Genomic DNA, 13085 nt, shown 5'->3' with positions numbered 1-13085 from the left:
GTGTTCGCTTCTGCGACGCCTCAAGCGTTCATGTCGACGGGCGGTTCCATCACGATGCCCTGCGCTTCGAACGCGCGACGGCGCTCCTCGATGCGCCGGTGCAGCTCGACCTGGGCGGCGTCGACGAACTGCGCGTCGAGGTCGACCGTGGGCGGGTGCGGGTCGCCGTGGTTCGCGGCGATGTACGCATCGAGCTCCGGGCCGCTGGTCCAGGACGTGATGAGCGCGTAGCGCGGCGCCGTGCCGCGGTGCCAGACCGCGTGCCAGAAGCGCTGGGTGTCGACGATGATGCGGGATCCGGCGCGCAGGGGCAGGCGGATCTCGGTCGCCGGGTCGAAGCGGTCGGCGCGCAGGATCAGCATCGACTCGGTGTCGTCGGAGAGGTTGAAGAACCCGCGGACCACCCAGCCGGTGCCCTCTTCATTGAGGCGGTTGTTGTCGTCCTGGTGCAGGTTGTAGATCGCGTCGGCGTACTCGTTCGGCTGCAGCTCGATCACGCGGCAGCGACCGATGCCGGCACCAGGCTCCTGGGCGCGGCGCTGGAGGGTGGGGGCGATCGCGACCTGCGAGTCGACCCACACGCCGTCCTTGTCGGCACGCGGCGGGGTGTGGTTCCAGAAGCCGTTGCAGTCCACATCGCCCGCATAGCTGGTGAGCGGCGCGAAGCGCGTGACGCCGGAAGAGCGCCAGCCGACGTATTCGAGGGCGAGCCACTCGGCGGGATCGGCGGGACCGGTGTGGTCGTCGAGCACGACGTAGCCGGTCTCGGCCAGCGCGTCGGACGTGATGAAGCCCATGAAGATTGCCCTTCCCGTCATCGCTGCCCCCACAGGCGGCGGGTTATTAGGCCATCCTAACTCGAATGCCCCCGGTGTGAGCGGAGCCGCCGCCGGGGAAAAGTCCCTCGGGGTGCGTCGATATTCTGAGGACATGACTCAGCCCCAGGGCGCCCTTCTCGTGGGCAGCGTGAACTACGACGACGCCGAGACCACGATCCGCACCGCCGCGGACCTGCTCGGCACGCGACTGCGCCGCATCCCCGACGGCGAGGTCGGCAAGCGGTTCCACTGGATCATGTTCCAGCCCGACGTGATCGGCCGGGCCGAGGGCATCGAGCGCATCGGCGACGAACCCATCCCGTTCCCCGCCGGTATCGACGCCCGCGGTCTGCGCATCGGCGAGGGAGTGGATGCCGCGAGCATCGAGCTGCCTCCGCTCGGCTATGCCGCTGCCGCGATCGAGTCCTACGCGGTGTTCACGCGGCTCCAGGCCAAGGGCGCGGTGCCCGCCGGTGTGCGGTTCCAGGTGTCGTTGCCGACGCCGCTCGCCGTGATCTCCTCGTTCTTCCACGGCGATGACCGCGCGGCGATCGAGCCCGTCTACACCTCCGCGATCGTGCGCGAGCTCGACCGGATCCTGGCCGCCATCCCGCACGAAGACCTCGCGGTGCAGTGGGATGTCGCGAGCGAGATGGGCATCATCGAACGCGCGGCCGGCTATGGCTCCGTCATGGAGGCGTGGTGGCCCGGTGACCCGTTCGACGGTCTCGTCTCGCGCCTGGCCGCGCTGGTCGACGCGGTGCCTGCCGACGTCGAAGTGGGTGTGCACCTCTGTTACGGCGACGCGGGGGAGAAGCACTTCTTCGAGCCGCGGGACGCCGGGAATCTCGTCCGCTACGCGAACGCCGTGGTGGCCGCATCCGATCGTCCGCTCACCTGGCTGCACCTGCCGGTGCCGATCGACCATGACGACGAGGCGTACTTCGCCCCGCTCGCAGACCTCGCCCCGGTCGGCGAGCTCTACCTGGGCCTCGTGCACCGGGAGGACGGTGCGGAAGGTGCCGCCCGTCGCATCGCCGCCGCCGCCCCGTTCGCCCCCGAGTTCGGGGTCGCGACCGAGTGCGGCATCGGCCGCGCGCCCGCAGGATCGACCGAGGGCATCCTGCGCACGCACGCCGAGGTCGCCGCCGCCTGGTGACCTGCGGGTCTCGATTCGCGTGCAGGCCCCGCGTCGCGTAAGCTATTCCGCGGTGACGTGTCCGAGCGGCCGAAGGTGCAACTCTCGAAAAGTTGTGTAGGGTAACCCCCTACCGTGGGTTCAAATCCCACCGTCACCGCCATGGAAACCCCCTCCTCGTGAGGGGGTTTTTCCGTATCTGAGCGCCAGAGGGGGTGCAGGTTTCTGGCCCCTCGTTGTCGAGCGAGGTGGCGAGCACTTGCCGATCAACGCGATGATGCCGTTGTCGTCGCTCCGAAACGACAACGGCATCATCGCAGTGGTCATTCTTCACGTAGGGTGCGCCTACAGTCGAACGTTTACGACTGCTGTGCAAGCCCGCACGCCCGGAACGAGGCAGTAGAGCTTATAGAAGTCCTCGCTTGTATACGCAAGGGTGCCCTCCGAGTAGAGCGGCGACCACCAGAACTGGTGTACCGGCATCCGGTCGTGGGTGCCGTATAGATCCCATGACCGCGGGGTCAACGTCAACTTCATCTGGCCATCGATCGCCGCGGCAAACGGTTCCAGCGGGTTGGTCGCATGCGCGGTGAAGTTGATGGTCGTCGTTGACCCCGAGATCGTCCCCGTTACTGCGAGTTCGTTCAATGAGGCGGTTGTCGTGCCAACGAGCGAGCACTCCGTCGTCTGGCGGAAAAAGTTCGGCCCACAGTGCCAGCGCTTCGTTTCTCCCATGAACTTGGTGGGGAAGATCTGGGTGTCGCCGACATACGCGCGGATGTCGAACTTCGTATGAACATTGTTGACGTCCCACCACGCCCGGTTGGAGCCGTTGTAGACGATAACGGGCTTGAACGGGTCCAAGCTGTGGCCGGGCCCGACGACAACGGCCTCAGGAATGTACGCCTGGTAGGAAAAGACGAACTGAGAGCCGGTCGCTGCGGCTGCCACCGCGTCCGGGACAGCGGCCCCCATCGTCTCTGCGGCCCCTGACGTGCGTAGCGCAGAGCTTTCAGCGGCGGCCACTTCGGGGTGGAGCTCCTCGTAGGCGAGCCGTTGGCGAGCTGCGTCCGAAAGAGTCTGCCCCGGTCGGGGCAGGAACGGCTGCGTGCTCGCGTCGCCTTGGCGCGGTTGCTGCAGATCCTCCGTCCCTCGTACTCCGATTCGAGCCTGCGCCCACGGATCCTGCGTCAGGGGCAGGCTGACGGCGGCGACCGGGAGGCTGGTTCCAGCTATGGGCGTGCCCGACGTGGCTCCACACCCGGATCCCGTGAGTAGGGTCAAGTTGACGACTTCGTACGTCCACTGGACCTCTGGGTCCAATCCGGTCTCCGTGTAGCTCGTGGTGCAGGTGATCGCGACCGTCTGAGGTGGGATCGGCTCGTCACCCAGCATGGCGTAAGGGTCGAACATGGTCCGGACGATCTTCCTCGGCACGCCGGCCTCACCGAGAATGCGGAGGTTGGCTGTGCCGTTCTGAATCGTTCCGGTAATCACAGTTCCGCGATCTGCGGGCGCGTTGTACGTGTTGCTTCGGTAGTACATCCGATCGATTTCGGTGTTCGACGGGCCGAATGCCGCCAGCGTCATGTAGTCAGGTGTTCCGGGCAGAGTGATGGTGGTGCTGGTGGTGGTGGCGATGACGGAGTTGTCCCAATCGAGGACGCTGTACTTCGTCGCACCGGCCCGGGCGGTGAACGTGATCGTGTACGTGCCGGTGCCGAGAGTCGTGTTGGTGACGGTCCATGCCGGGGCGGACACTCTCGCGGTCGCAGATGGCCCTGCGGCGGCGGCGAGCTGCGCGTTGGTCGTAGCGGTGCCGACCAAAGTCAGACTCTTCAACTCCGACTTGAGCAGCTGCAGATGATAGTCGGCGGGGCTGTTCGTCGTGATGCTCGAAGCTGCACCGGCCGGAAGTGTCACTGACCCATCCGCCCGCCCAACGAGCGTGGCGAGTGCAAACGACGCAAGATCGCCGCCGGGCGCGATCGACACGCTGTTGGCGGCCCGGCCCTTTCCGTCGACGTGCAACTGCACGATGTTGTCGTAGGACGAATTCGTGGAGGTGGCGCTGTCCACGAGGAGCTCGCCGTAGTGGTCCGTGTCGTCGGTGTCGAGTTGATCGGAGACTCCGGGATCTCCGGCCAGCGTCACCTTCGGATCAGCGATCGGTGACAGGAAGTCTCTGATGGAGTTCGCCGGTTCCGCGCCAGTCATGACCAACAGGGCGCTGCTCGTCGCCGAACTATAGGAGAGAGCTGCTTCCATTGCGGGAATGTTCGAGCTCTTCGCGATGACGAAAGCGGTCGTGTCGGCGGGAGCGAGTAGCTTTGACCGCTCGAACGGGCTGTTGTTCAGGACCGCCAATTTTGCGGTCACGCGTGAATCGATTGCGTCCCGGTAGCTCTGAGGAAAATCGGTCGCGGACCCGATGAACGTCAGGCCAGTGATGTTCTTCTGCGCGACAACTGTGTTTACGGCCGCCGCGTCGGTGGCCGATGACGAGACGATCACTGCCGCACCCGAGACGTTGGCGAGTGCGGCCGCTTGCGCAATTGCTATTGGATCGCTGGCTGGGCTCACTATTCCCGTCGTGGCGTTGCCAGGATGCGTGATTGCTCGCACGTTGTCCGAAGTGATCGCGACCGTGGATCCTGTGACGAGTCGCGTGATGGGAGCGGCCTGTGCTGGCTCGGCTGATATGGTGTCTACCCCTGTGATCAATCCCGCCAGAAGAAGCACGGTGAGAATGGACGCCGAAGCTTTGCGCATAATGGACCTTTCGGACGAGAAGGCATAAGCCCTAGTCAGAGTGCTGGGATCTCGCAGCTCGTTTGGCTGCAATGCCGCGACCGCCACTTCGCTGAAGCTAGCAGAGAGCTGAAGCTCGTGTCTGTCCGCCAAACGGGGGACACCTCAGCGGTGATGATGCGTGTCCGAATGCGCTCCTGGCGTGTGTTTCTCCACCACGTGTGTATGTTGGCCCTGTGAGGATTACTCGGTGGAGCGTGAGCGTTGCTGCAGCCGTCGTGTTGGCGTTGTGCCTCGCTGGTTGCCAGGCGGGCGGGGTCGAGGTTCCACCTGGCGCGGAGCAGCTTTCACCCTGCGAGATCTCAGAGATCCCCATTGACGAACTCGACGAGATGGGCACCCCCGAGTGTGACCTGGCCGGGTCATCACTGGTTCTTTCTGATGGCACACCCACGATCATGATCCCGGCAGTCGGTGCCGCATTCAGTCAAGGCGACGGCAACGGGCGTGAGTTCCGAATTGTCAACTGGGGAGTCCCCGGCGTCCACGTCGCTGCGATTGAAGGTGACCGACTGGTTGGTCTCTGGGCCAGTGGTCCCGAGGCTGAGGATCTCGCGTGGCAGCAATTGGCCGTCGAGAGAGTCGAGACGACTGAGTGGTGCGCTCAGAATTGCTAGGTTCCGGTGATAATTCGACAAGTACGTCCCGGCGAGTGATCTCGGCTCGGTGAGCGTGCTTCATCACGAACCCGCCGGTCGTGGCTACGCTGACTTCGATGAACGGTTCTGTGGAGTTCGACGGGATATTGACGCACCTTCCGGCAATATGCGGTGCCGTGAGCGGTGAGCAGGCGACGACGCGTGAGCAGCTCGTAGCCGAGCTCGCCGCCATCGGGCTGCACGAGGTGCGCTACGACGACGGTGAAGACGAAGACGAGGAAGTCAGCCCGTACCTGTGGATTCGCGCCGACCTGACCGGAGTCGATGATGGCGCGGCGGCGGAGCGGCGGCTGCGGACAGCGATCTCCCGCCAAGCCGGCAAGACCATCGGATCCGACAAGCACTGGGACCTCGGCCCGTTCACGATGACCGCGCGGGTCATCGGCGGGGAGCTGGAGCTGCAGTTCACGTCGACGTACTCGCTGCGGGCGGTGCGTGCCGCCGCGAAGGACTTTCTGGACGGCGCAGACGGGAAGACCTGGCTGCTGACGCACGGGCTCATAGACGAGGGAGCCGTGCAGAACGACAAGGGGTTCTGGCCGAAACCGGCAGGAGTCTCGCAGAATCCGACCGGTCGGATGTTCCCGGACGGTCGTGTGCGCGCCAGCTTGACCTTCCCCGCCAGTCGCCGGCCGCCGGGGCTGATCGCGAAGAGTGACGATGACGCGTACGTGGCCACTTTGACGTACTTGACCGAGGTGCTCGGTGAACGTGACGACCCGAGCCCGAACCGCACTCCGGTGTGGAGCCGGGGGCAGCGAAAGTTCACGTTCTACCGGATGAGTTCCTCCTCCCGGTCCGTCACGTTCGAGGAGATCGCCGGGGCGCCCGAGACGGAGGACCCGGCCGGTGAATGATCTGAAGTCGGGCCTGTTCTCCTAGAGAGCTATTGATCGGCCGGAGGAGCTGCCCTTCTTCCGCATTGCACACGGGGGTACATACTCCGGTGTTCCGATCCAGATCGCCTCGGCCGGCGGAGGCAGAGTGCTCCTGGGCTCCAGCGACCGCGCCGCCGGTGAAGCGGGGTTCACGCGAGATGGCCGCAATGAGTGGCACAAGACGGTCGACCGCTCCGACGCGAACCTGCGGATCGAGACGACGCGGACGCCGGTCCGCGCCCCTTGGCTCACATAGAGGGAGCACCCTTCACCGCAGGGATTCCCGATCTCCGGCATCCTTGCCCGCGTGCGGCTCGGCGGACGGCCGGCATCGACGACTTCAGCCGAGCAGTTCCACCCCGAAGTCGGAGACGACGGTGCGCAGTTCGGCGAGGTAGCGCTGCGCCTGTTCGGTGAGGGGGATCGCGGAGTGGCCGATCCAGCCGATCTCGATCTGTTCGTCGATGTCGAGGGGGATGGCGACGATCTCGGGATCGAGGTCATCGCTGATGATGCCCGTCGAGATGGTGTATCCGTCGAGTCCGATCATCAGGTTGAAGATGGTGGCGCGGTCGGAGACGCGGATGTCCCGCGGGCTCGACAGGGTGGAGAGGATCTCCTCGGCGAAGTAGAAGGAGTTGTTGGCGCCCTGGTCGAAGGTGAGCCTGGGTACGTCGGCGAGATCGGCGAGGGTCACGCGCTCTCGAGCGGCGAGGGGGTTCTTGCGGGAGATGAAGATGTGCGGTTCCGCGACGAAGAGCGGATGGAACGCGAGACCGGAGTCGCGGAGCAGCTTGTCGATGACGTTGCGGTTGAAGTCGTTCCGGTAGAGGATCCCCAGCTCGCTGCGGAGGGTCCGGACGTCTTCGATGATGTCCCACGTGCGCGTCTCGCGCAGCGAGAACTCGTACTCCGCCGCCGAGGTCGCCTTCACCATCCGCACCAGCGCGTCGACCGCGAACGAGTAGTGCTGGGTCGACACTCCGAGCAGTCGTCGCGACGGCGGTCGGCCGAGGTAGCGCTGTTCGAGGAGTGCCACCTGCTCGACGACCTGCCTGGCATACCCGAGGAACTCCACGCCGTCGGTGGTGAGCGTCACGCCGCGGGCGGAGCGGAGCAGGAGCGTGCGCCCCACTCTGCTCTCGAGGTCCTTCATCGCGGCGGACATGGTGGGCTGGGCGACGTAGAGCAGGTCGGCGGCGGCGCTGATCGAGCCCTCCGCAGCGACCTCTATGTAGTACGTGAGGTGCTGCAGGGTGATGCCGCTCGAGCGCTTGGCCATAGCCCCAGACTATGTCACGGCATAGTCGCGGCGCATTACCCGATGGGGTCCCTCCGGCAGCACGATGGAGGGATCCCGTTTCGTGAGGCCGAGCCCGGCCGATCACCCTCCGATTGGCCCTCATGGCATCCGAATTCACCTTCCGCATCACGACCACCCGCTTCGACGAGGACTACTCGCCGTCGGACAACTCCCGGATCACCACGAACTTCGCCAACCTGGCGCGGGGGGAGCATCGTCAGCAGAATCTCCGCAACGCCCTGACGATGATCGACCGCCGATTCAACGATCTGGCGCACTGGGACAACCCGGACCGGGACCGCTACACCGTCGAACTCGAGATCGTCTCGGTGGCGGTGCAGTTCGCCGCGGAGGGCGAGGACCAGGAGTTCCCGCTGCTCGAGGTCCTGGACATCCATGTCCTCGACCGTCTCACCGGGTCGCGCAGCCACGGCATCGTGGGGAACAACTTCTCGTCCTACATCCGCGACTTCGACTTCAGCGTGCGACTGCCGGCGGCCAGCGAGGCCGCAGGAGGGTTCAGCGTTCCCGCCGACTTCGGCGAGCTGCACGGCAAGCTGTTCCAGCACTTCCTCGACTCGGAGGCCTATCAGGAGCGCTTCACCGTGTCGCCCGTGATCTGCATCAGCGTCTCGACGAGCAAGACCTACCGTCGCACCGAGAACCACCACCCGATCCTCGGCGTCGAGTACGAGCAGAAGGATCCCTCGCTGACCGACGAGTACTTCGGCAAGATGGGCCTCTCCGTCCGGTACTTCATGCCGCGCGGCAGCGTCGCGCCGTTGGCGTTCTACTTCCGCGGCGATCTGCTCGGCGACTACACGAACCTCCAGCTCATCGGCACGATCAGCACGATGGAGACGTTCCAGAAGATCTACCGGCCCGAGATATACAACGCGAACTCGGAAGCCGCGAGCATCTACCGGCCGACCCTGGAGCAGCAGGATTACTCGGTGACCAAGATCGCCTACGACCGCGACGAGCGCAGTCGGCTCGCGACCGAGCAGGGGCAGTATGCCGACGCGCATCTCATGAAGCCGCACGGTGCCTTGCTCGAGCAGTGGGCCGCCGACTACTCCGACGCGTGCCTGGTCCCCGTCGGATGACCAACGGAGACTCACCGATCATGCACACACTCCTTCCCACCTCGATCGTCGGCAGTCTTCCGAAGCCGTCTTGGCTGGCCGAGCCGGAAACGCTCTGGTCTCCGTGGAAACTGCAGGGCGACGCCCTGGTCGAGGGCACGCAGGATGCGCTCCGCATCGCCGTTCAGGAGCAGCGCCAGGCCGGCATCGACATCATCAGCGACGGGGAGCAGACGCGCCAGCACTTCGTCACGACGTTCATCGAGCATCTCTCCGGCGTCGACTTCGACCAGCGGGAGACCGTGCGGATCCGCGACCGGTACGACGCCAGCGTGCCGACGGTCGTCGGCGCCGTGAGCCGCGAGAAGCCCGTGTTCGTCGAAGACGCGAAGTTCCTCCGCCAGCAGACCGATCAGCCCATCAAGTGGGCACTGCCTGGGCCGATGACGATGATCGACACCCTCTACGATCGCCACTACAAGAGCCGCGAGAAGCTGGCCTGGGAGTTCGCGACGATCCTCAATCAAGAGGCGAAGGAGCTCGAGGCGGCCGGGGTGGACATCATCCAGTTCGACGAGCCGGCGTTCAACGTCTTCTTCGACGACGTGCAGGACTGGGGCGTGGCAGTGCTCGAGAGGGCGGCCGAGGGATTGCGCGCGGAGACCGTCGTGCACATCTGCTACGGCTACGGGATCAAGGCGAACACGGACTGGAAGGCGACTCTCGGCTCGGAATGGCGGCAGTACGAGAAGTCGTTCCCGCTGCTGCAGCAGTCCAGCATCGACATCGTCTCGCTGGAGAGCCACCACTCGCACGTCCCGCTGGACCTGATCGAGCTCATCCGGGGCAAGAAGGTCATGCTCGGAGCCATCGATGTGGCAAGCCACACGATCGAGACCCCGGAGGAGGTCGCCGACACCCTCAGGAACGCGCTCCGCTTCGTCGACGCCGACAAGCTCATCCCGAGCACGAACTGCGGCTTGGCGCCGTTGTCACGTGACCTCGCACGCGGCAAGCTGCGAGCGCTCAGCGCGGGCGCTGCTCTGCTTCGCGAGGAGCTCACGGCCGCCGGGGCCTGATCTACCGGGGCGGATCTCGACGGGTGCACTTAGGTCCCCGATCGAGACCCGGCGCCGACACGAGATGCGGCACGCGGGAGCGCGTATTCTCAGACCATGGGAACTCTCGAGTACAACAGCTCTCGTCCTCCGATCGAGGTCGATGATGCGACGTTGGCGCACCTGAAGATCGTGATCGGCACGAAGCTCCGCCGTCACGAGAGCTTCATGATGACCTGGCTGCCCGAGGAGAAGAACCCCGCCGGCCGACTCACCATCTGGATGCATCCGGCGATTCCGCTGATCCTCGCGTTCGACGGCTCGAGGATGCCGGAGATCGACACGAAGCGGATCGAGCGCATGATGGAGAACCTCAACGCCCGCGGAGAACTCGTCCTCGACCAGCTCGGATAGGCGACATCAGCGAGGTGTCAGGGGTCTTCCGCGCGTCGGGGATCCGTCGTTCCCTCAGCCGATCCGCGCTCGCGCTCGTCGTCGGTCTCTTCGTCGGTGCCGCGAGCATCGCCGGCATCGCCGACGCCCCCGCGCTCGCCGCGGAACCCGCCCCCACGGTCACGGACATCTCGGTGGCTCCGTATGAGGCGTCGAATCCGCTGGTCCCGTCGGCTGCCCTGCCCTTCCTCGCCGTCACGTTGACCGTGGAGCGGGAACTCCCGAACGCAGGCGACACCTTCGAAGTGCGCGCGCCCGCCGGTGCCAGGGTCGTCTTGAGCGAAGACGCATCGATCGTGGATGCGTCGGGAGCGGCCCTCGTCGACGTCGTCGTGACCGCCCACGGCGCCGACGGCGACACGATGACCGGAACGTTCACCGAGGCCGCCGCGAACAGCAGGAAGATGAGCGGCACGTTCACGTTCTTCCTCCAGGTCGTCGGCAGCGGGATCCTCGCCGCCGGGGGAGGGATCTACCACGCCGAGTTCGCCGCGGACGGTGCGCGTCACACCGTCGACGTCGCCTACGGGGTGTCCATCGACCTGTTCCAGCACGTCGGTGGGCACTGGGTCCACGGTGCGACGCCTTCCTCGGCCGGGAGGTTCGTGGTCCAGACGAAGGCGGAGGGCGATTCGGCGCTCGCCGCACGGGGCGGACAGTGGGTGACCGCGAGCGCCGACCCGAGCCCTCCGTTCAGCGGATCGACACCGGACTGCGACGCCGTGCAGCTGCGCGAGTTCGCCGCAGACCCCGGACCCGTGAACATCCCCGTCAGCGGCGGCACCGTTCTCGTCGCCGGCTCCGACTACATCCTCGACTGCGACGATTCCCTCGATGGTGTCCCGGTCGTGAGCGCCACGATCCCGAGCCCGATCGATGGTGCCTTCTATCTGCTCTCGTCCCCGCGCGAGGTCACGGGTGCCGTCACCTACCTCCCCGCCGACAACCCCGCGGTGCCGGAGGCCGGTCGGTTCGTGGGGCTGTTCAACGCCATAGGCAGCGTCTCGGATGCACTCCACGATCCTTCGGGATCGACCCAGACGTCGACCCTGCTGATGTACACGGGGCCAAGCGCAGGCATCGGCGTCACCGAGGCGGCGTCGCCGCGACTCGACCTCGACACGACCGCATCGCCGGCTGAGGGCACGTCGCTGCGGCCGGGTGACCGGGTCGGCTACGAGTTCACGCTCACGAACAGCGGGAACGTACCGCTGACGGATGCGGCCCTCACCGCCGATCTGGCATCGCTGCTCCGGGCGGCTCGCATCGATCGTCCGATCGGCGCGACCACGGGCGTCGCCGTTCTCGAGGGAGACGTGCTGCGCTGGACGGGAGCGATCGCGCCCGGAGACAGCGTGACGTTGTCGTTCTCCGCCCTGGTGATCACGGGCGGCGCAGCGATCGTCGTCGACGTGGAGGCCGCGAGTCCTGATGCTCGAGGGGGCGCCGTGCCGGTAGAGCGTCAGACGCTCACGCGCGAGGTCGTCGCTCTCCCGCCTCCGGCCGTCGCACAGGGCAACCAGACACTTCCCGCAGAGCTCGCCCGCTCCGGCGGGGGCGGCCCCGGGCTCGTCGCGTTCGGAATCGCGCTCGCGTCGGCCGGTGCGATGCTCCTCGTCCGGAGGCGTGCGCGCCACCCGCTCGCCTGAGATCGGCGGGGACCGCGCTCCCTATAGTGGGGGCATGCACCGGCGCTCCGCTCTGATCCTCAGCCTTTCCGCCCTCCTCGTCTTGACGGGGTGCGCCACCGGCGCCGGTGACGATGCCGCAGCCCCGACCAGCGAACCCACCGCATCTCCGAGTGTCGAGACCTCAGGAGACGATGCCGCCGCGGAGCAGCAGGCGCAGGCGTGGCTGGACGCGGCCGTGGTGCCACCGGGAGCCGTGCGCGTGGCGGACAGCCCCGCCTCGTTCAACTCGTATCAGGGGTGGCCGTGCCGGCCGGTCGCCGAGCTCGAGGGCTACTGGACCCTCGCCGACTCCACAGTGGCGGGGGCTGCCAACTGGCTGCGGGAGAACCCCACGGCAGACCTCGTCAGCACGGCGGGGGGCTCACCGTGGGAGGAGGACCCGAACCTCGACGGCGTGCTCGTGGGTTACATCCCGGCCGATGAGTCGCAGCAGGGCATCGTCTACACCGTCTCGAAGGCGGAGTCGGGCGTCGCGATCCGCGCAGAGGTCGCCGCCCTCAGCGCGTCCGCGACATGTCCGTCCCTCGCCCCCGGGGAGATGTGGGGAAAGCCCGGACAGGGCTGACCCGCCACGGCGTCTCCCGTCCGCGGACGGCTACGGCAGGTCGGCGACGTCGAGACCTTCGTCGTCGTCGTCTTCCTCGTCGTCGTCGGAGTCATCGGTCGAGGGCATGTCGGGATCGATCCCCTCGGCCTCGACCTCGGGGGTGTCGCCGTCGTGGTTCTGCGGGTCTGACATCAGATTCTCCGATCGATGGATGTGGTGATCGATCAGTCTCGCCTCTGCGAGACGCACCCGCCTGCCCGTTGACAGGCGGGCGCGTCCACCCGCAGAATTCCGTCTGCGCGTGAGCCTCCGTCAGGCGGTGGCGAGGGGTGGCAGGTACGGGATCGGGATCGGACGACCCGCGCGGCGGGGCGCGTGGAAGCGCTGCACGTCTTCCAACACATCGGCTGCGGACATGTAGGAGCTCGCGAGCGGGAGGTCGCGCAACCAGACGACCTCGACCTCGACGGCATCGACTTGATAGACGCAGGCGACCGTGCGCCGTGAGTCATCCTCGGCATAGCGGTGATCGAGGATCAGCCACTCGGTATCGGTGATCTTCCTCAGCTCGAATCGGGGATCGGGCATCGTGAACATCTCAACACTCCAATCGGTTGGCCGGTATCGGCTGCCGAGGAGCGCAC

At 66.3% G+C, this 13085-nt stretch carries 13 protein-coding genes and 1 tRNA gene; 9 read left to right on the top strand and 5 right to left on the bottom strand.

What is annotated here, in order from left to right:
• Positions 1-20 precede the first annotated feature (20 nt).
• Complete coding sequence (locus ASC55_RS08585; RefSeq protein WP_055865960.1) at positions 21-797, bottom strand: hypothetical protein; 777 nt, start codon at positions 795-797, stop codon at positions 21-23.
• A gap of 133 nt (positions 798-930) precedes the next feature.
• On the opposite strand from ASC55_RS08585, the gene ASC55_RS08580 reads away from it, so the two are divergent.
• Both ASC55_RS08580 and ASC55_RS08575 read left to right on the top strand, forming a co-directional pair.
• Positions 931-1977 (top strand): hypothetical protein, encoded by a 1047-nt coding sequence (locus ASC55_RS08580; RefSeq protein ID WP_055874444.1) that lies wholly within the window; start codon positions 931-933, stop codon positions 1975-1977.
• A 51-nt stretch (positions 1978-2028) separates the two neighbouring features.
• Positions 2029-2119: transfer RNA gene (locus ASC55_RS08575), tRNA-Ser, on the top strand.
• A 182-nt stretch (positions 2120-2301) separates the two neighbouring features.
• On the opposite strand, the gene ASC55_RS08570 is transcribed toward ASC55_RS08575, so the two are convergent.
• Positions 2302-4728: a hypothetical protein gene (locus tag ASC55_RS08570; RefSeq protein ID WP_157559424.1), complete on the bottom strand. Its 2427-nt coding sequence runs from the start codon at positions 4726-4728 to the stop codon at positions 2302-2304.
• Positions 4729-4964: 236 nt separating this feature from the next.
• Here ASC55_RS08570 and ASC55_RS08560 point away from each other — a divergent pair, with 236 nt between their 5' ends.
• Complete coding sequence (locus tag ASC55_RS08560; RefSeq protein ID WP_151485794.1) at positions 4965-5384, top strand: hypothetical protein; 420 nt, start codon at positions 4965-4967, stop codon at positions 5382-5384.
• 98 nt (positions 5385-5482) lie between these two features.
• Complete coding sequence (locus tag ASC55_RS08555; protein ID WP_157559423.1) at positions 5483-6283, top strand: hypothetical protein; 801 nt, start codon at positions 5483-5485, stop codon at positions 6281-6283.
• A gap of 361 nt (positions 6284-6644) precedes the next feature.
• On the opposite strand, the gene ASC55_RS08550 is transcribed toward ASC55_RS08555, so the two are convergent.
• Positions 6645-7586 (bottom strand): LysR family transcriptional regulator, encoded by a 942-nt coding sequence (locus tag ASC55_RS08550; RefSeq protein WP_055874430.1) that lies wholly within the window; start codon positions 7584-7586, stop codon positions 6645-6647.
• Between the two features lie 122 nt (positions 7587-7708).
• Between ASC55_RS08550 and ASC55_RS08545 the strand changes: the two genes are divergently transcribed.
• The 5 genes from ASC55_RS08545 to ASC55_RS08525 all read left to right on the top strand — a co-directional run bounded on the left by ASC55_RS08545 (position 7709) and on the right by ASC55_RS08525 (position 12459).
• A complete protein-coding gene (locus ASC55_RS08545) occupies positions 7709-8713 on the top strand; it encodes a DUF1852 domain-containing protein (RefSeq protein ID WP_055865944.1) in 1005 nt (334 codons plus the stop codon).
• Between the two features lie 20 nt (positions 8714-8733).
• On the top strand, positions 8734-9771 hold the full coding sequence (locus ASC55_RS08540) for a methionine synthase (RefSeq protein ID WP_055876038.1): 1038 nt from the start codon (positions 8734-8736) through the stop codon (positions 9769-9771).
• A gap of 96 nt (positions 9772-9867) precedes the next feature.
• On the top strand, positions 9868-10164 hold the full coding sequence (locus tag ASC55_RS08535; RefSeq protein ID WP_017829372.1) for a DUF7882 family protein: 297 nt from the start codon (positions 9868-9870) through the stop codon (positions 10162-10164).
• 14 nt (positions 10165-10178) lie between these two features.
• Entirely contained in the window at positions 10179-11852 is a 1674-nt protein-coding gene (locus tag ASC55_RS08530) for a DUF7927 domain-containing protein (RefSeq protein ID WP_055874428.1), read from the top strand.
• 34 nt (positions 11853-11886) lie between these two features.
• Positions 11887-12459 carry a hypothetical protein gene (locus ASC55_RS08525; RefSeq protein WP_055874425.1) on the top strand — a complete coding sequence of 191 codons (573 nt, stop codon included), beginning with the start codon at positions 11887-11889 and terminating at the stop codon, positions 12457-12459.
• Positions 12460-12489: 30 nt separating this feature from the next.
• On the opposite strand, the gene ASC55_RS08520 is transcribed toward ASC55_RS08525, so the two are convergent.
• Together ASC55_RS08520 and ASC55_RS08515 are read right to left on the bottom strand one after the other, a co-directional pair.
• Complete coding sequence (locus tag ASC55_RS08520) at positions 12490-12633, bottom strand: hypothetical protein (protein ID WP_157559422.1); 144 nt, start codon at positions 12631-12633, stop codon at positions 12490-12492.
• Positions 12634-12753: 120 nt separating this feature from the next.
• On the bottom strand, positions 12754-13029 hold the full coding sequence (locus tag ASC55_RS08515) for a hypothetical protein (protein ID WP_327038408.1): 276 nt from the start codon (positions 13027-13029) through the stop codon (positions 12754-12756).
• Positions 13030-13085: the final 56 nt, after the last annotated feature.

Source organism: Microbacterium sp. Root322, assembly GCF_001425645.1.
In the GTDB taxonomy this organism is placed as follows: domain Bacteria; phylum Actinomycetota; class Actinomycetes; order Actinomycetales; family Microbacteriaceae; genus Microbacterium; species Microbacterium maritypicum.
The sequence above is the reverse complement of the archived record's forward strand: the minus strand, read 5'-3'. Positions and strand labels throughout refer to the sequence as shown.

What these genes read in the sequence shown, in the direction of transcription:
- ASC55_RS08540 (WP_055876038.1), top strand. Translation starts at nt 8,734, where the DNA reads ATGCACACACTCCTTCCCACCTCGATCGTCGGCAGTCTTCCGAAGCCG.
- ASC55_RS08580 (WP_055874444.1), top strand. Translation starts at nt 931, where the DNA reads ATGACTCAGCCCCAGGGCGCCCTTCTCGTGGGCAGCGTGAACTACGAC.
- ASC55_RS08570 (WP_157559424.1), bottom strand. Translation starts at nt 4,728, where the DNA reads ATGCGCAAAGCTTCGGCGTCCATTCTCACCGTGCTTCTTCTGGCGGGA.
- ASC55_RS08520 (WP_157559422.1), bottom strand. Translation starts at nt 12,633, where the DNA reads ATGTCAGACCCGCAGAACCACGACGGCGACACCCCCGAGGTCGAGGCC.
- ASC55_RS08535 (WP_017829372.1), top strand. Translation starts at nt 9,868, where the DNA reads ATGGGAACTCTCGAGTACAACAGCTCTCGTCCTCCGATCGAGGTCGAT.
- ASC55_RS08585 (WP_055865960.1), bottom strand. Translation starts at nt 797, where the DNA reads ATGGGCTTCATCACGTCCGACGCGCTGGCCGAGACCGGCTACGTCGTG.
- ASC55_RS08545 (WP_055865944.1), top strand. Translation starts at nt 7,709, where the DNA reads ATGGCATCCGAATTCACCTTCCGCATCACGACCACCCGCTTCGACGAG.
- ASC55_RS08550 (WP_055874430.1), bottom strand. Translation starts at nt 7,586, where the DNA reads ATGGCCAAGCGCTCGAGCGGCATCACCCTGCAGCACCTCACGTACTAC.
- ASC55_RS08515 (WP_327038408.1), bottom strand. Translation starts at nt 13,029, where the DNA reads ATGCCCGATCCCCGATTCGAGCTGAGGAAGATCACCGATACCGAGTGG.
- ASC55_RS08555 (WP_157559423.1), top strand. Translation starts at nt 5,483, where the DNA reads ATGAACGGTTCTGTGGAGTTCGACGGGATATTGACGCACCTTCCGGCA.
- ASC55_RS08525 (WP_055874425.1), top strand. Translation starts at nt 11,887, where the DNA reads ATGCACCGGCGCTCCGCTCTGATCCTCAGCCTTTCCGCCCTCCTCGTC.